We start from the raw sequence: 16,727 nt of genomic DNA on the forward strand, positions 1-16,727 counted from the left end.
TCGGCGCGCAAAATTTTCTGACCATTCGCCGGATTATGAAGCGCTCCATCAATGCCAGGCGGAATGGTCAGCTGCTTACGATGCCGATCCGGGTGGCGAACAACGGATAGTGACGGAAGCGGCGGCTGCCGAGCTTGCTGCTGCCGCCCTATCAGATGACCGTCAGCGCGTCGACAATCCGCCGGAGCGTGCGAGGGCTGAGCGCGGAGGATCCAACTTGATCGATCGCAAGGCGCGACGCACCGGTCCGCGTCTATCGTTCCCGACAACGCCTGCCTCAGGCATCGCGGCCGGAGCGCCCATGTTCTCTCTCATCGCGCGCCTTCTCCTGATCGTTCCCGCGCTGATCGCGGGCTGGTTCGTCTCGAAAGACGATATCAGCTACTGGATCGTCGCCTTGGCGATCGCTCTGGTCTTCATCGTGCTGACGATCGTCGTCGAACTCTATGTACGCCCGCTGTTGGCGCGGTTTCGATTCCGGCGGTGAGGCCTGCCACCGGGGCCCAGGCCGGACGGGCGGCCTTTCGTTTTGTCCGGATTGAGGTCCCGCACCTGCGCAGCAGCACTGCGTGCCTCAGCACGTGCGGGATGACACCGCTGCGATTTCGTTTGTGCGCCGCCGCCTCGCGCTCTATGCGAAACGGATGATCTCCACGCTCCTCGTCTTTCTCGGCGCCGGCATCGGCGGCGTGCTGCGGCACGGCGTCAATTTCGCTTCGCTCAAATGGGTCGGCCCCGACTTTCCCTATGGCACGCTCGCTATCAACATCGTCGGCTCCGGCCTGATGGGTCTGGTCGCGGGCTGGTTCGCCTTCAAGGCCGGCGAGGGCACGCCGCAGGATCTGCGGCTGTTCCTGACCACCGGCATCCTGGGCGGCTTCACCACCTTTTCCGCCTTCTCGCTCGACGCGATCCTGCTCTGGGAGCGGGGCGAGGCGATGCTGGCTGCGGCCTATGTCCTCGGCTCCGTCGTGGTGTCGCTTGCGGCGCTGGTCGGCGGCCTTGCGATCATGCGGGGACTGACATGAGAACCGGAAACAGGGGGCCGGGCGGTCCCAAGAGCGGCGGCCCCAAGGGCAGCGGACCGAAGCGTGGCGGCAGGCCTCCGGCCTCGGGTGCGCCCAGGGGACTGGCTGCAAAGGGCAAGCGCCCGAGCCATGATGCGCGCCGCTCGGCGCGGGCTTCGGCCAGGCCTCGGCCGGAGCGGGACGAGGATGTCGTGCGCACCGAGCCGACGCGCAACCCGGCTCCGCATCATCCCGTGCCGCGCGCGGCTGGCCCACGCAAGCCTGCGGCGCCTCGCAAAGCGCCGGTGACGGATGTGCCGACGCGCGCCGAGGTCAAGGCCGAGACGGCGCAGGTGCTCGCCACCGGCGTGCAGCAGCTCGTGGTGACGGCGGATGAGAACGAGATGCGGATCGACCGTTTCCTCGAGGCACGTTTTCCGCAGCTCTCCTTCAGCCATATTCAGCGTATCGTCCGGAAGGGCGAATTGCGCGTCAACGGCAAGCGGGCCGACAGCAAGGACAGGCTCGAAGAGGGCCAGACCGTGCGCATCCCGCCGCTCAAGCTCGAACCGCAGGAGCAGCGGCCGCGCTCGCTCAAGGCCGATGACGACACGCTCGGCTTCCTGCGCTCGATCACGCTCTATGAGGATGACGACGTCATCGTGTTGAACAAGCCGGCGGGGCTCGCCGTGCAGGGCGGCTCGGGCACCACGCGCCATGTCGACCAGATGCTCGACGCGATGATGGGCAAGGACGGCCAGAAGCCGCGCCTGGTACACCGGCTCGACAAGGACACCGCCGGCTGCCTCGTCATCGCGAAATCGCGCTTTGCCGCGGCGACTTTGGCCAAGACCTTCCGTTCGCGCTCGGCGCGCAAAGTCTATTGGGCGCTGGTCGCGGGCGTGCCGCGCGTACGCCAGGGCCGGATCTCGACCTATCTCGCCCGCGAGGAGGCCTATGACGGCGATCAGCGCATGGCGGTCGCCAAGCATGGCGACGACGGCGCGATGCATGCCGTGACCTATTACGCCGTGGTCGAGACCGCTGCGCAGAAGCTCGGCTGGCTCTCGCTCAAGCCGGTGACGGGGCGTACCCACCAATTGCGCGCCCATGCCGCTCATATCGGTCACCCGATCGTCGGCGATCCGAAATACTTCAACATCAAGAACTGGGAACTGCCCGGCGGCATCCAGAACAAGCTGCATCTGCTGGCGCGCCGCATCGTGCTGCCGCATCCGCGCGGCAAGGGCACGATCGATGTCAGCGCGCCGCTTCCACCGCATATGCGCCAGTCCTGGAACCTGCTCGGCTTCGAGGATGAGCGCTACGATCCGATCGTCGATGCGCCCGACGAATAGGGGCAGATCCCGTTTCGTTCGCGGGCGCTGACGAAGCGTAAGAGAACAGTTGCGGAACAAACTGGATTATGTTCTAGTTATGTTCCCATCACTCTTACGCAGGTGCTCCGATGATGCGTTTCGCCGTTCTCTTCACTGGCCTGTCTCTGTCCCTTTGCGTCGCGGCTCCGGCTGTTGCGCAGGCGCCCGCGCCGCGCCAGGCGGCCGCAGTGGCTGCCGCCCCCGACGAACCCGTGCCGCGCGAAGTCCGCGCCAAGGCGCGCAAGGAGTGCCTTGCCGACAATGTCGCGCTCTCCGGCGATGACCTGCGCGCGGCGATGCGCGACTGCCTCCAGGCCAAATTTCCCGGCGTGCAGCTTTACGCTCGCGACGGGGTGACGCGCGACGGCAAGCCGACCGCGGCTGCGGCCCGCTCCGCCTGCAAGGAGGAGGTCGACGGCCAGAAGCTCGAAGGCTCCACCCGTACGGCCGCGCTTGTCGCCTGCTTCAATGCCAAGCGTCCCGATCTCGCCCAGCGCGCAGCCTGCCGCAAGGAGGCGCGCGGAAAGGGGCTCGACGGGGATGATCTGCGCAAGGCAGTCGACAGCTGCGCCCGCGAGGCCAAGTCCGGCGCGGAGCAGACCCCGGCTGCGACGCGATCCTGACACGGCGGCGCTGTCCGCGCATGACATGGCATGACGCCGAAACCGATTGGCCGTTTTCGGCGTCATGCTCCGGAGGTTGTCATGGCCTATGGGGTTGATTTGACGCTGGCGATTTTGCGCGAATGCCAGGAGTTCGAGGACGCAAAGAGTTCGAGGACGCAAACCGTCCGATTTGCCAGGGAGAACGGCGCCGCAGTCGCGCAAAATCGCCGCGCCCCGCGGGGTGAGGGCAAAACGACGGAGCTGCAGCGTCGCATCTCCGTCGTTTTGACCATCAAATCCTTCCCATAATCCATGACAACCTCTAAAGCCGCGCCATGGATCTCGTCATCTTCGACCTCGACGGCACGCTGATCGATTCCGAAGCGATCATTCTCGGTGCCCAATACGAAACCTTCGCCAGGCATGGGCTCGCCCATCCCGGCCGTGAAGCCGGGCTCGGGATCGTCGGATTGACGCTCGACATCGCCTTGATGCGCTTGGCCGGGTTCGACAAGCCCGATGATGCGCTGACCCAAACCTATCGAGAGGTGTTTGGCGCGATGCGTCATCAGGCGGAGGCCGATCCGGCACTGGCCGAGCCGCTTTATCCCGGCGTCGCCGAGATGCTTTCGGTTCTCTCGACCCGGCCAGGGTTGAAGCTCGGCGTCGCCACCGGCAAATCGCGCCGGGGCGCGGAGTACATCATCGAGCGCTATGGCTGGAACGCGTTGTTCACAACGGTCCAGACCGCCGACGACGCGCTGTCCAAGCCGCATCCCGGCATGATCCTGCGGGCGCTGGCCGAGACCGGTGCGAAGCCGGAGCGTTGCGCGATGGTCGGAGACAGCTCCTTCGACATCGAGATGGCGGTCGCCGCCGGCGTTACGCCGATCGCGGTGTCCTGGGGTTTCCAGCCCGCAACGAGCCTCGTCGCGCTGGGCGCCCGGCATGTGCTCGGCGAGATGTCCGAGCTGCCGGGACTGCTCGACGTGTTGGCGACGGAGCCTGCCTGAACTCGCCCCTCCTGTCTTGCCAGCGCAGGCGATAACGCTACGTTAGGTTGAAGGCGGGGGCGGCGATGACGAGGGTGATTGTGCCGGTCGGGAAGCTGGCGACGGCGTTTGTCCTGGCGCTCGCCCTTGCTGCGTGCGGCACGATCGAGATCGTCCAGGACAAGAACTATGCGCGCGTGCGTGTCGGTGCCGAGGATGCGAAAGCGCTCCCGGCCAGAGATGTAGCTCCTTATGTTGTCGGCTATGCGCTGCTCTCGCTGGCTGCCTATGACGATGCGCTCTACGGCGTCGCCAAGCCGTTGGCGACCGGCTCCAGAGAGGCGGTGGCGCAGCGCGACGATGACCAGGCCTTCGGGACATTGGCGCGGCCCTGGCTTGCCCCCTGGGCGCTGGCCGAGACGCTGATCAACGACTGCCGTGGCGCGCCGAGCCCGCGTCGTGATTTCGGTTTCGGCGGGCGCGAGGGTGATTGCACCTTGGACGAGTCGCCAAGGGGCCGCATTCTCGACGGGCTGGGCTTGCAGGTCTGGACGCATGGTCGCCAAGAATTCGGCCGCCAAGAATCCGGCCGCCAAGGAACGCGGTTCTGCCGCGAGGTGATCCTCGGCTTTCGCGGCACCGACCGGAGCCAGCGCGACGACTGGCGCTCGAATTTCCGGTTTCTGACGCGGGTTTTGCCGCTCTACGATCAATACGAGCAGGTGCAGGACCATATCGGCCCGATCCTCGACCGCGTCGAACGCTATCCCTGCTATCGCCGGGGCCGCACCGAAATCGTCGCCATCGGCCACTCGCTCGGCGGCGGGTTGGCGCAGCAGGCGGCCTATCGCGACGGCCGCGTCCGGCGTGTCTTCGCCTTCGATCCCAGTTTCGTCACCGGCTATTACGATCTCGATCCCAAGAAGCGTGTCGATAATTCCAGGGGGCTCAAGATCGAGCGCGTCTATGAGCATGGCGAGATCCTGGCCTATCCGCGCCTGCTGCTACGCAATGTCTATCCGCCTTCGGCCTGCGATCCGCAGATCAGGCATATTCGCTTCAATCTGATCGACGGTGGCTCGATCCTTGCGCAGCACTCGCTGGCCACGCTGACGGCAGGGCTCCTGGAACTGGCGAAGGGCAAGGCCGGCTCGCCCGACAATGACGGCTTTCTGCCCATCTCGCCCTACGCGTCCAGACGGACGGGCAAATGCCTGCCGGCCGATGCCATCGCCCGCGCGGGTCCGTGAGCCGGCGCCGATCGTAACGTCTGCGCAACCACGTCGGATCAGCTCTGTTTAACCTGAATAATCGTTCAGATTTGGGCGTTAACCACCTGCTGGGAGGTGCGGACCCATGGTGTTCCTGCAACAGGAACATACCGGCACAAAACAAAGCCGGACGAGGATTGAACAATGATTGGTCATGAGCTTCGTGAATTCGTCGATCGCGTGATGGATCATCACGTGATCGACGATGAAGACGTCAAGATGCTTCAGCGTGAGATCTTGAGCGATGTCGTGATGACACGCGATATCATCGATGTGCTGGTCGCGCTCGATCGGGCGGTGCCTGAGGCCTGCGCGGCTTTCGCCGATTACCTAGTCGCGCTCACCGTCGACTACGCCGTCTGGGAAAGCCGTCCGACGGGGATCATCGACCGTGACAAGGCGCATTGGCTGGTGACGACGCTTAGCGCCGGAGACGGGCCGAGCGCCACGGCCCAGCGCATCGCCTTCGAGATCGTGCGCGAGGCAGAATGCTGCGACGAAGCCCTGATCGGCTTTGCGCTGCGCAAGGGCTCGGAGAAGCTTCGCGGTCTCGGCGCCGAGCGCATGCTGTTGGCGAGCTGAGCCCATCTGCGCACAACCGCTTGCCAGCGGCTGAACTTTTGCATCAATGGACGCCGGCTGCGGCGTTCACTAAACCCCGGCGGCCAATGATTTGGTGAGACGGTCGGGAGATGCCATCGATGTTCACGAAGATCCTGATCGCGAACCGTGGCGAGATCGCCTGCCGTGTCATCAAGACCGCCCGCCGCATGGGCATCAAGACGGTCGCGGTCTATTCCGATGCCGATCGCGACGCGCTCCATGTCGAGATGGCCGACGAGGCCGTGCATATCGGTCCGCCCGCCGCCGCCCAGTCCTATCTGCTGATCGACAAGATCGTCGCCGCCTGCAAGGCGACCGGCGCCCAGGCCGTCCATCCCGGCTACGGTTTCCTCTCCGAGCGCGAGGCCTTCGCCCAGGCGCTGAAGGATAACGGCATCGTCTTCATCGGCCCCAATCCCGGCGCCATCGCCGCGATGGGCGACAAGATCGAATCGAAGAAGGCAGCCGCCGCCGCCAAGGTCTCGACCGTACCGGGCCATCTCGGCATCATCGAGGATCCGGCCCATGCGGTGACCATCGCCGACGAGATCGGCTATCCCGTCATGATCAAGGCCTCCGCCGGCGGTGGCGGCAAGGGCATGCGCATCGCCTATTCCGCCGGCGAAGTGGCAGAGGGGTTTGCCCGCGCCAAGTCGGAGGCTGCGTCCTCCTTCGGCGACGACCGCGTCTTCGTCGAGAAATTCATCGTCGATCCCCGCCATATCGAAATCCAGGTGCTCGGCGACAAGCACGGCAACGTCATCTATCTCGGCGAGCGCGAATGCTCGATCCAGCGCCGCAACCAGAAGGTCGTCGAGGAGGCGCCGTCGCCGCTGCTCGACGAGGCGACGCGTCGCAAGATGGGCGAGCAGGCGGTCGCGCTGGCCAAGGCGGTGAACTACGATTCCGCCGGAACGGTCGAGTTCGTCGCCGGCCAGGACAAGTCCTTCTACTTCCTCGAAATGAACACGCGCCTCCAGGTCGAGCATCCGGTCACCGAGATGATCACCGGCGTCGATCTCGTCGAGGAGATGATCCGCGTCGCTTTCGGCGAAAAGCTGCGCCTGACTCAAGACCAGGTGAAGCTGCAAGGCTGGGCGGTCGAAAGCCGCATCTATGCCGAGGATCCGACCCGCAACTTCCTGCCCTCGACCGGTCGCCTCGTGACCTATCGCCCGCCAGCCGAAGGTCCGGACGGCGACGCGACGGTGCGCAACGATACCGGCGTCTTCGAAGGCGGCGAGATTTCGATCTATTACGATCCGATGATCGCCAAGCTCGTCACCCATGCCCCGACGCGGCTGGCCGCGATCGAGGCGCAGGCGCGCGCGCTCGACGCCTTCGCCATCGACGGCATCCGCGACAATATCCCCTTCGTCTCGGCCTTGATGCAGCACCCGCGCTGGATCGCAGGCAATCTCTCGACCGGCTTCATTGCCGAGGAGTTCCCGGAAGGCTTCGCGCTGCCGCAGCCCAAGGATGAGGTTGCGTCGCGGATGGCGGCGATCGCGATCGCCTGCGACCACCGCTTGAACCAGCGCAAGCGCAATGTCTCGGCGCAGATGGAAGGCTGGCGCAGGGTCGCCTTCGACCGCATGCGCGTCGTCCAGCTCGGCGCCGAACGCTTCGAGGGCGAGGTCTCGGAGCAGGCCGGCGCGGTCGTCATCGCCTTTGGCGAGCGCAGCATTACGGTCGTCAGCGATTGGCGGCCGGGCGAGCCGGTCTGGCGCGGTACGCTCGACGGGGTGAGCGTGGCGGCGCAGGTGAGGGCGATCCTCAACGGCGTCGCGCTCGGCCATGCCGGCGCCTATGCGAATGCCTATGTCTATACGGTCCGAGAGGCCGAGCTCGCGGCGCTGATGCCGGAGAAGGTCGCGGCCGACACCGGCAAGTTCCTGCTCTGCCCGATGCCGGGGCTGGTCAAGGCGGTCTCCGTCACGGTCGGCCAGGAGGTCAAGGCGGGCGAGGCGCTCTGCATGGTAGAAGCCATGAAGATGGAGAACGTGCTGCGCGCCGAGAAGGACGTCACGATCGCCAAGATCCTGGCGAAGGAGGGCGATTCACTTGCGGTCGACGCCGTCATCATGGAATTCGCCTGAGGGCAGGGGCGGGCTTTCGCCTCTTCCTTGCCAATTGCGGCCCCCGGCCCGAGAGTTGCCGGCACGACGAGAACAGGACTTGCAGTCATGCTGACGATCTGGGGGCGCATCAGCTCCATCAATGTGCAGAAGGTGGTCTGGGCTGCAGGCGAGGTCGGTCAAACCTTCGAACGCATCGACCTCGGCGGCGCATTCGGCGGTACGCGCGAGCCGACCTTTCTTGCCAAGAACCCCAACGCCCAGATTCCCGTGCTGGAAGACGGCGAAGTCTGCATCTGGGAATCCAACAGCATCGTGCGCTACCTGGCGGCGCGCTATGGCGCCGGCTGGATCTGGGAGGAGGATCCGGCGCTGCGCACGGAGGCTGACCGCTGGATGGATTGGATGATCTCCGAATTGCAGCCCTCGATGACGCCCGCCTTCTGGGGGCTGGTGCGGAAAATGCCCGGGCATACCGGCCCCGACGTGATCGCGGCTTCCATCGCCAAGACCGAGGCCAAGATGGATATCCTGGAGGCGCATCTGGCGACGCGGAGCTTTCTCGCGGGCGAGCGTTTCGGCATGGCCGACATCACGGTCGGTTGCGGTGCGCATCGCTGGCTGAACATGCCGGTCGAGCGTCGCGTGCGGCCGCATCTGCAGCGCTGGTACGAGACCCTCTTCGAGCGCCCGGCCGCCAAGCCGGCCTTGCCGTTGCCGATTTCGTGAGGTGACGCATCGAGCCGGATCAATGCGAAAAATCGGTTCCCACTTTTCCGCATGCTGCTCCTGCTCTTTGTTTTATGACGTTTTCTTCACGCGAACCGGTGTCCACTTCGCTCGAAAACGCTCCAGTGGCCTTGATCTGGCCGCCCCGGCGCGGATGATGAACCGATGATCCCGCTGAACGCGTTCCCGCTCTTTCTGTTGATGGTCAGCGCCACGCCGCTCTGGGCGCAGGCGCCATCACCGCCGCCGGGCCGTACGGTGCTCGCGAGCGACCGGGCGCAATTGGCTGCCTGCCTGCGCGAGGGCCGTATCGCCGCGCCGTCCTGCATCGGCATGATCGCGGTCGCTTGCGTGCGTGCGACCGGCGTCGATCAGCGCGCTGCCGAAACCGGCTGCGCGCGCCGGGAGGAGGCGGTGTGGCGCGAGCGGATGCTGCTGGCGCTGCGATTGAAGGGGCGCACGCTCGATGCGGGCCAGCGCAACCGGGTCGTTGCCCTGCAGGTTGCCTGGGAGAGTTTCGTCGCGCAGAAATGCGCCTTCTACGGAACGACGCAGCGAGAAGGCTGGCAGCTCGGCCGGCAGGCGGGCTGCGAATTACGCGAGGTCGCCAACCGCGCGATCGAGCTCGAAGCGTCGCTGCCGCAGGCCCAGCCGCGCCAGCCGCAAGCGCCGCCGCGCATCATCCGCTGACGCAGTGGGACGCTCCGCGTTAGCAAGCCGTCAGCATCGAGGTTCTATAACCGGCTGAGTTGTGCCGGGGGCCGTCGATGTTCTTCACTCTTTCCAAGCTCGTCTGGTTCGTCTTCTCTCCGGTGAATCTGGCGATCCTGCTGGCGGGGCTTGCCGCGCTGCTGGCCTTCACGCGCCTTGCCCGGTTCGGGCGCTGGCTCGGCATTCTCGCCTTGCTTGCCCTGTCATTGATGGCGTTCAGCCCGCTGCCGCGCATCGTCATCCGCCCGCTCGAGAACCGCTTCCCCCAGCAGGACGTCGCGAAGGGGCCGGTTGCCGGCATCGTCGTGCTGGGCGGTGCCATCGGCGTTGCGCGCGGTGATGTGGTGCTGACCTCGGCGGCTGCGCGCATGACCAAGGCGGTCGAGCTCGCGCGGCTTCATCCCGAGGCCAAGATCGTCTTTACCGGCGGCGCCGCCAATCTGGTCACGCCGGTCACCGAGACCGAAGCCGATGGCGCGCGATTGCTGTTCGAGGGGCTCGGCCTGCCACCGGAGCGGCTCGTTCTGGAGGACAGGTCACGCAACACGCGCGAGAACGCCGTCTTCACCCGTCGATTGGTCGAACCCAAGCCGGGCGAGCGCTGGCTGCTGGTGACCTCTGCCTGGCACATGCCGCGCGCGATGGGCGTGTTCCGCAAGGCGGGCTTTGCGGTTGAGGCCTTCCCGGTCGACTATTGGTCGGAGAACGAGCCGGCCGATTTCATCAGGCCCTATGGCCGGGCGCCGCGCGGCCTGAGCATCGCCGATGACGGCTTCAAGGAATGGGTCGGGCTCCTGGCCTACCGGCTGGCGGGGTATACCGACGCGCTGTTTCCGGGGCCGTGACCGGCGGCAGTGGGCAGTAGACCGTTGGCAGTCTGGGGACTTTTCGACTGCCTATTGCCCACTGCCATCCTCTGGCAGCTGCAAGCGATACACCCCGCGAAAATCATCCGGATCCACCGGCTTGCCCTTGCGGGTGATGACGAGGCGGCCCTCCTTCATCAGCCTGACCGCGATCTTGCGCGCCGGCTGCATCAAGGGCCCCCAGCCATCGGGATGATCGCCGCCGACGGCGCGGGCGGCGTCGGTCGGGCTGATCGTGCCACCTGGGCCACGCTCGGCGACGAGGCGCAGCATTGCCGCTTCGAGGGCGTCGTGCGGGTCACTCATCACTGGCCTTGCGCGCTGCGGCGTGGTCGATCAGGGCGTTGGCATAGCTGAAGACGCGGGCGGCGTCCGAGGCGAACTGGCGGCGATACATCGCGATCAGCACCGCGGCGGTGAAGATCATGAAGGTCGCCGGCCCGAGGAACCAGCCCATATAGGCGAGCGCGAAGAAGAAGGCGCGCTGGCCGCGGTTGAAGTGCCGGCCGGCGGCGATATTCATCTCGGTCATCTCATGAACGGCGCGCGCAGCGTCGCGCTCGTCATGGCTCTTGGCCGGGGGCAGGGCGCCGATCAGGATGACGCAGTAGTTGAACAGCCGGTAGGCCCAGGCGAATTTGAAGAAGGCGTAGCCAAAGATCACCGCGAGCCCGATCACCTTCATCTCCCAGGCGGCGCGGTTGGTCGGCGTGCCGAAGGGCAGGTCGGCAAAGAGGGCAACGACGCGGTCGGTCGATTGCAGCAGGGAGAGCGAACCGCCGATCGCGATCAGCGAGGTCGAGGCGAAGAAGGCGGTGCCGTTCTGCAGCCCGTTCATGACCTGCGTATCGACGATGCGGTTGTCGCGGCCCATGGCCTCGCGCACCCAGCGCGCGCGGCGCAGGTTCATCCGCATGTTCAGGCTCTTCGCCGCATGCGGGCCGAGCTCCACCGCGAAATGATAGCCGATCCACGATGCCACGAAGAAGGCAAAGCCGACGATGTCGAAGGTGCCGAACCCGATCATTCCAACTCCTGGAGCATGTCCGCGTTTCTCCGAATCGCGAAAACGCTCTAGCTCCTTGTCTTATCGCATTGTCTTCACGCGGACTGGTGTCCAGTTCACTCGAAAATGCTCTAGAATCCCACACTGCTCGGTGTAGGCCGACTTGCCAAGATCGCGCTCGCAGGGCAGGGCGATTGACCGCGACGCGCCGTGCCGACACGGTGCCGCGACAACGGAGACCTGCCATGCCGCAGATCATCACCAAGGGCTACAAGGCGTTGCTGGCTGAGGCTGAGGCAGCTGTGGAAACGCTCTCGGTCGAGGAGGCCAGGGCGCTGCATGGCCGCGACGATGTCGTCTTCGTCGATCTGCGCGATCCGCGCGAACTGGAGCGGGAAGGGCGCATGCCCGAGGCCTTCCATTGTCCGCGCGGCATGCTGGAGTTCTGGATCGATCCCGAGAGCCCCTATGCCAAGCCGGTCTTCAGCCAGGACAAGCGCTTCGTCTTCTTCTGCGCCGGCGGCTGGCGTTCGGCGCTGGCGGCCTTGACCGCCCAGGAGATGGGGCTGAAGCCGGTCGCCCATATCGCCGGCGGTTTCGGCGCCTGGAAGAAGGCTGGCGCACCCTTCGACGCAGCAGAGTCGAAAGACGCCGGCGGCAAGAACTGAGCGGCCGATTTGTCCCATATCCTGATCGTTCTGGCCGTTATCGCCTTCCTGTTCCGCAAACCGCTCGGGCGGATTCTCGGCCGCCAATTCCCCGACCGAGAGAAGCGCCATCGCGTGGTGGGAACCATCATTCTGGCCTTCGTGCTGGTGATCGCGGTGAGATTGCTGGCATTGTTCTGGAAGTAAGGTGCGCTCTAACCGCGCCTGCGTCGCATGAACCGAGATTGAGATGAAGCGTCCGACCAAGCTGATCGCAACCCTGCTGGCAGCCTCGATCGTGAGCGTGACCAGCGTGGCATTCGCGCAGGACAGCCAGCCGCAGAGCTGGTCCGAAGTGAAATGCGCCCGCTACAAGAAGGCCTGGTCCGAGGCCTTGACGCGCCGGGGGACGCAAGGCTTGGGGCCGGAATTCCTCGCCGACCACGAAGCCTTCCTCGCATCGGGCTGCATGGCGCAGGCGAATGTCTGCCCGAAATCCGCCGAGGAGCTCGAGCTCGCGAACATCATGGTCATCCTGGCGATGAATGCGGGAACGGCGAGCACCTTCCTGCCCTTCTCCTGTCGGAAATGAGGCGGGGCGAGCGGGGCTTGGGCGAGCGCGAGGCCCGAAGCCAGCTCGCCCGGCGCTTTCCGCAAGCACCCCATGCGAAAATTGCGACTTGCGGGATTCGCGTCTGCCCGTTTACCGTGCATGTCTTGTTATTTCACAAGTCTTGGCTCCAACATCGGAAAGGGAGGGCTGAATGAAATTCATCGTCATCACCGCTCCCCGAATGGCGTCGTCCCGTTAAGTCGGACGACCGCGCGGCCCGCCTGATCCAGGGCGGCCTGAGCCAGCAATCCCATCGCGTTTTCAGAAGACCGGGGCAGCGCCCGGGCTTCGCTTGAATTGGAGTCGGCTGCCGTCGCGGCGCCGAATGAATCGATGTCTCACGATACTCAAACCGGGCGGCGCGAGCCGTTCCGGGCCGTTCTCGGCTTCACTTTCAGCCATTGGGCGCGTCAGCCCGGGCAGGTCGCCTGGGTTGCCGGCGTCACCATCGCCGCCACGCTCGCCGAGCTGTTCACGCCGGTCTATGCCGGTCGCCTCGTCGATGCGGCGTCGAGTGGCGGCGGCGGCACCGAAGCGGCGCTGCGGGCGCTGGGCGCGATGATGGTGCTGGCCGCCATCATGGTGCTCGGGCGGCACTTCGCCTTCGTCGGCCTGACCACGATGACGCTGCGTACGATGAGCGATGTCTCGCAGGAAGCTTTCGCGCGCCTGCAGCGCTTCTCGACCGACTGGCACGCGAACAACTTCGCGGGCTCGACAGTGCGCAAGATCACGCGCGGCATGTGGGCGCTCGACCTGCTGACCGACACGATCCTGATCGCGCTCTTGCCTTCGCTGGTCATCCTGCTCGGCATGACGGCGGTGCTGGCCTGGCACTGGCCGGCGATGGGATTCGTCGTGGCTTTGGGGGCGCTGGCCTATATCGGGCTGACGCTTGCGCTGTCGCTGCGCTTCGTGGCGCCGGCGGCGCGGCTCGGCAATGCCTGGGACACGCGTCTGGGCGGCGCGCTGGCCGATTCCATCACCTGCAACCCGGTCGTGAAGGCCTATGGCGCCGAGGCGCGCGAGGATCTGCGCCTGGCGACCGTCGTGTCGAAATGGAGTCTCAGGACGCGGCGCGCCTGGCTTCGCGGCACCTGGTCGGGCACTGGCCAGAACGTGGTTCTGCTGGTGCTGCGTGCGGCGGTGATCGGCCTCGTGATCTGGCTGTGGGCGAACGGGCAGGCCTCGCCCGGCGATGTCGCATTCGTGCTGACGGCCTATGCGGTGGTGCATGGCTATCTGCGTGATGTCGGCCAGCACGTCCACAACCTGCAGCGCTCGGTCAACGACATGGAGGAGCTCGTCGCGATGCACGATCTTCCCTATGGCGTGCCGGACCGGAAGGGCGCGGTGGCGATGGGCGTGACCGCGGGCGAGATCGCTTTCGAGAACGTGACTTTCCACTACGGAGGCCATGCCGACCCGCTCTATCGCGACTTCTCGCTGACCATCCGTGGCGGCGAGAAGGTGGGCCTCGTCGGTCGCTCGGGCTCCGGCAAGACGACTTTCGTCAAGCTGGTGCAACGGCTCTACGACGTCACCTCGGGCCGCATCGTGATCGATGATATCGATATCGCGAGCGCCACGCAGGCATCCCTGCGCCAGCAGATCGCGATCGTGCAGCAGGAGCCGGTGCTGTTTCACCGCTCGCTGGCCGAGAACATCGCCTATGGCCGGCCCGGCGCAAGCCAGGCGCAGGTCGAGCAGGCGGCGCAGCTGGCCAACGCGCATGAGTTCATCATGCGCCTGCCCAAGGGCTATGCCACGCTCGTCGGCGAGCGCGGTATCAAGCTCTCGGGCGGCGAACGCCAGCGTGTCGCGCTGGCGCGCGCCTTCCTGGCGGATGCGCCGATCCTGATCCTGGACGAGGCGACCTCGAGCCTCGATTCGGAATCGGAGGCGCTGATCCAGCAGGCGATGGAGCGGCTGATGGAAGGCCGCACCACCATCGTCATCGCGCACCGGCTCTCGACCGTGCGCGCGATGGACCGCATCCTGGTCTTCGATCGCGGCCGCGTTGTCGAGGAAGGCCCGCATGAGGCGCTGCTGACCGCTGAGAACGGCGCCTATCGCGCGCTGTTCGAGAAGCAGGTCAGCGAGATGGCCAAGGGGCTGGCGGCGTGACGCCGCCAGCCCCTGATGCCTGCGTCATTCTCGGGCCGCGCACCGCGCGGACCCGAGAACTGCGTGCCGAGAAGGGTTCCGTGTCCGCCGGGAGCCATCTTGTCGGGAGATGCTCGGGTCAAGCCCGAGCATGATGGGACTGTCCTATTTCGGCGCCAGCGCTCGTGGCCGAACACCTGCAACCGGCCCCGGCGGCAGGGCCTCCTTCACATCCTGATTCAACGTCTTCGCATCCAGATTCGGCTTGCTCAGGAAACGATTCATTGCCGCGAGGTAAGCCTCTGGCAAAGCCCAGTGTTTCGCGCTGGCGATGACGTCTTCGAGATAGCCCGGCCTGGGCCGCCCGACCTCTCCGGAGCGCCCGACATAGACCAGCGCGCGCTTGGCTCCGCCCGGCACGATCACCGGCTGGTTGATCTTCACATAAAGCCCGCTGGCGATGTCCTCGAACTTGTCGAGGGCGCGGATATCGCTGAGCGCGCAGTCCCAGAGCACGCCATGGACCTCCTCGCGCGGGTCGCGGACGGCCGAGGCGTAGCCGTCGCGCGTCACGATGAAGCGATGGCGCGGCAGGCGCGCCAGCCCGAGCGGCTTCGAGCGCGGACAGCGCGTCGCCATCGCGGCAACGTCCATATTGGCGCCATAGGCGAAGTAGAGGGGCATTGGTGCCTCACGTCATTCTCGGGCGGAGCGAAGCGCAGACCCGAGAATCTCTCGGGAGGTTCGATGCTCCGCCATTGGGAGACATCCCGTCCGGAGATGCTCGGGTCAAGCCCGAGCATGACGGCCTGCGGCCGTCACTTCGTCTTCTGGAACAATTCCCGCCCGATCAGCATGCGCCGGATCTCGCTGGTGCCGGCGCCGATCTCGTAGAGCTTGGCGTCACGCAGCAGTCGTCCGGTCGGGTAGTCGTTGATGTAGCCGTTGCCGCCCAGAAGCTGAATCGCGTCGAGTGCGATCTGGGTCGCCTTCTCGGCCGAGATCAGGATCGCGCCGGCTGCGTCCTCGCGGGTGGTTTCGCCGCGGTCGCAGGCCTTGGCAACGGCATACACATAGGCCTTGCAGGCGTTCATCATCACATACATGTCGGCGAGCTTGCCCTGGACGAGCTGGAACTCGCCGATCGCCTGGCCGAACTGCTTGCGCTCATGGACATAGGGCATGACCACGTCGAGCGCTGCCTGCATGATGCCGAGCGGGCCGGCCGAGAGCACGACGCGCTCATAATCGAGGCCCGACATCAGCACGTTGACGCCGCGCCCGACCGCACCCAGCACGTTCTCTTCGGGAACCTCGCAGTCCTCGAAGACCAGTTCGCAGGTGTCGGATCCGCGCATGCCGAGCTTGTCGAGCTTCTGGTGGGTCGAAAAACCCTTCATGCCCTTCTCGATCAGGAAGGCCGAGATGCCGCGCGAACCGGCCTCCGGATCGGTCTTGGCGTAGACCACCAGCGTCTCGGCGATCGGCCCGTTGGTGATCCACATCTTGTTGCCGGTGAGCACATAGCGGTCGCCCTTCTTCACCGCCTTCGTCTTCATCGAGACGACGTCCGAGCCAGCTCCCGGCTCGGACATGGCGAGCGCGCCGACATGCTCGCCGGAGATCAGCTTGGGCAGGTATTTCGCCTTCTGCGCCGCATTGCCGTTGCGGGCGATCTGGTTGATGCAGAGATTGCTGTGGGCGCCGTAGCTGAGGCCGACGGAAGCGGAGGCACGACTGACCTCCTCGATCGCCACGACATGCTCGAGATAGCCGAGCCCCGCACCGCCATCCTCCTCCTTCACCGTGATGCCGTGCAGGCCGAGCGCGCCCATCTGCGGCCAGAGATCGCGCGGGAAGGTGTTGGTCTTGTCGATCTCCTCGGCACGCGGCGCGATCTTCTCCTGCGCGAAGGCATGGACCGTGTCGCGGATCGCATCGGCGGTCTCGCCGAGGTCGAAATTGAAGGGGCGCGGTGCGTTGGCGAGCATGGTCAGATCTCCCGGATTGGCTGGCGCGCTGTGATCGCTCTTAGTCTGCGTTTTCTCAGCCTGCGTTCTCTTGGCCTGCGTTATAGCCCGGAAACCGGGTCTGTCAGCGCGTCGAACCGTGCG

The 16,727-nt window shown here is 65.7% G+C and carries 19 protein-coding genes and 1 pseudogene; 16 read left to right on the forward strand and 4 right to left on the reverse strand.

Annotated elements, in window-relative coordinates:
• The first annotated feature begins 301 nt into the window (after window positions 1-301).
• The 12 genes from CYD53_RS07120 to CYD53_RS07175 all read left to right on the forward strand — a co-directional run bounded on the left by CYD53_RS07120 (window position 302) and on the right by CYD53_RS07175 (window position 10,220).
• On the forward strand, window positions 302-487 hold the full coding sequence (locus CYD53_RS07120) for a hypothetical protein (protein WP_103717557.1): 186 nt from the start codon (window positions 302-304) through the stop codon (window positions 485-487).
• A 157-nt stretch (window positions 488-644) separates the two neighbouring features.
• Complete coding sequence (crcB, locus tag CYD53_RS07125) at window positions 645-1,028, forward strand: fluoride efflux transporter CrcB (RefSeq protein WP_103717558.1); 384 nt, start codon at window positions 645-647, stop codon at window positions 1,026-1,028.
• Complete coding sequence (locus tag CYD53_RS07130; protein WP_103717389.1) at window positions 1,025-2,365, forward strand: RluA family pseudouridine synthase; 1,341 nt, start codon at window positions 1,025-1,027, stop codon at window positions 2,363-2,365. The genes crcB and CYD53_RS07130 overlap by 4 nt, the downstream gene beginning before the upstream one ends.
• Window positions 2,366-2,478: 113 nt before the next feature.
• Window positions 2,479-3,009 (forward strand): hypothetical protein, encoded by a 531-nt coding sequence (locus CYD53_RS07135; protein WP_146055837.1) that lies wholly within the window; start codon window positions 2,479-2,481, stop codon window positions 3,007-3,009.
• A gap of 81 nt (window positions 3,010-3,090) precedes the next feature.
• Window positions 3,091-3,300, forward strand: coding sequence for a hypothetical protein (locus tag CYD53_RS07140; RefSeq protein ID WP_103717391.1), 210 nt, complete (start codon window positions 3,091-3,093; stop codon window positions 3,298-3,300).
• 26 nt (window positions 3,301-3,326) lie between these two features.
• Window positions 3,327-4,004, forward strand: a complete 678-nt coding sequence (locus tag CYD53_RS07145; RefSeq protein ID WP_103717392.1) for an HAD family hydrolase — start codon at window positions 3,327-3,329, stop codon at window positions 4,002-4,004.
• Between the two features lie 65 nt (window positions 4,005-4,069).
• Window positions 4,070-5,233 carry a Tle-like phospholipase domain-containing protein gene (locus tag CYD53_RS07150; protein WP_103717393.1) on the forward strand — a complete coding sequence of 388 codons (1,164 nt, stop codon included), beginning with the start codon at window positions 4,070-4,072 and terminating at the stop codon, window positions 5,231-5,233.
• A gap of 216 nt (window positions 5,234-5,449) precedes the next feature.
• A complete protein-coding gene (locus CYD53_RS07155) occupies window positions 5,450-5,836 on the forward strand; it encodes a hypothetical protein (protein WP_146055838.1) in 387 nt (128 codons plus the stop codon).
• Between the two features lie 119 nt (window positions 5,837-5,955).
• Window positions 5,956-7,956 carry an acetyl-CoA carboxylase biotin carboxylase subunit gene (locus CYD53_RS07160; RefSeq protein WP_103717395.1) on the forward strand — a complete coding sequence of 667 codons (2,001 nt, stop codon included), beginning with the start codon at window positions 5,956-5,958 and terminating at the stop codon, window positions 7,954-7,956.
• 87 nt (window positions 7,957-8,043) lie between these two features.
• The gene (locus CYD53_RS07165) at window positions 8,044-8,664 is read left to right on the forward strand and encodes a glutathione S-transferase family protein (protein WP_103717396.1); all 621 of its coding nucleotides are present in this window, start codon (window positions 8,044-8,046) and stop codon (window positions 8,662-8,664) included.
• Between the two features lie 165 nt (window positions 8,665-8,829).
• Window positions 8,830-9,354 carry a DUF1311 domain-containing protein gene (locus tag CYD53_RS07170; RefSeq protein WP_103717397.1) on the forward strand — a complete coding sequence of 175 codons (525 nt, stop codon included), beginning with the start codon at window positions 8,830-8,832 and terminating at the stop codon, window positions 9,352-9,354.
• A 77-nt stretch (window positions 9,355-9,431) separates the two neighbouring features.
• Window positions 9,432-10,220, forward strand: coding sequence for a YdcF family protein (locus CYD53_RS07175; RefSeq protein ID WP_103717398.1), 789 nt, complete (start codon window positions 9,432-9,434; stop codon window positions 10,218-10,220).
• Between the two features lie 51 nt (window positions 10,221-10,271).
• Here CYD53_RS07175 and CYD53_RS07180 read toward each other — a convergent pair whose 3' ends face one another.
• Together CYD53_RS07180 and CYD53_RS07185 are read right to left on the reverse strand one after the other, a co-directional pair.
• Entirely contained in the window at window positions 10,272-10,547 is a 276-nt protein-coding gene (locus CYD53_RS07180) for a DUF3253 domain-containing protein (protein ID WP_103717399.1), read from the reverse strand.
• Complete coding sequence (locus tag CYD53_RS07185) at window positions 10,540-11,268, reverse strand: DUF599 domain-containing protein (protein WP_103717400.1); 729 nt, start codon at window positions 11,266-11,268, stop codon at window positions 10,540-10,542. The genes CYD53_RS07180 and CYD53_RS07185 overlap by 8 nt, the downstream gene beginning before the upstream one ends.
• A gap of 224 nt (window positions 11,269-11,492) precedes the next feature.
• Here CYD53_RS07185 and CYD53_RS07190 point away from each other — a divergent pair, with 224 nt between their 5' ends.
• The 4 genes from CYD53_RS07190 to CYD53_RS07200 all read left to right on the forward strand — a co-directional run bounded on the left by CYD53_RS07190 (window position 11,493) and on the right by CYD53_RS07200 (window position 14,634).
• Complete coding sequence (locus CYD53_RS07190; protein ID WP_103717401.1) at window positions 11,493-11,915, forward strand: rhodanese-like domain-containing protein; 423 nt, start codon at window positions 11,493-11,495, stop codon at window positions 11,913-11,915.
• 9 nt (window positions 11,916-11,924) lie between these two features.
• Window positions 11,925-12,101: a hypothetical protein gene (locus CYD53_RS30175; RefSeq protein WP_181011744.1), complete on the forward strand. Its 177-nt coding sequence runs from the start codon at window positions 11,925-11,927 to the stop codon at window positions 12,099-12,101.
• Window positions 12,102-12,144: 43 nt separating this feature from the next.
• Window positions 12,145-12,486 carry a hypothetical protein gene (locus tag CYD53_RS07195; RefSeq protein ID WP_103717402.1) on the forward strand — a complete coding sequence of 114 codons (342 nt, stop codon included), beginning with the start codon at window positions 12,145-12,147 and terminating at the stop codon, window positions 12,484-12,486.
• A gap of 354 nt (window positions 12,487-12,840) precedes the next feature.
• A complete protein-coding gene (locus CYD53_RS07200; RefSeq protein WP_103717559.1) occupies window positions 12,841-14,634 on the forward strand; it encodes an ABC transporter ATP-binding protein in 1,794 nt (597 codons plus the stop codon).
• A 270-nt stretch (window positions 14,635-14,904) separates the two neighbouring features.
• Here CYD53_RS07200 and CYD53_RS07205 read toward each other — a convergent pair.
• Both CYD53_RS07205 and CYD53_RS07210 read right to left on the reverse strand, forming a co-directional pair.
• Window positions 14,905-15,297: pseudogene (locus tag CYD53_RS07205) on the reverse strand (gamma-glutamylcyclotransferase family protein); the annotation flags it as partial.
• Window positions 15,298-15,431: 134 nt separating this feature from the next.
• The gene (locus CYD53_RS07210) at window positions 15,432-16,604 is read right to left on the reverse strand and encodes an isovaleryl-CoA dehydrogenase (protein WP_103717404.1); all 1,173 of its coding nucleotides are present in this window, start codon (window positions 16,602-16,604) and stop codon (window positions 15,432-15,434) included.
• Window positions 16,605-16,727 lie beyond the last annotated feature (123 nt).

It is taken from the genome of Allobosea psychrotolerans, from assembly GCF_002917105.1.
Taxonomy (GTDB): Bacteria; Pseudomonadota; Alphaproteobacteria; order Rhizobiales; family Beijerinckiaceae; genus Allobosea; species Allobosea psychrotolerans.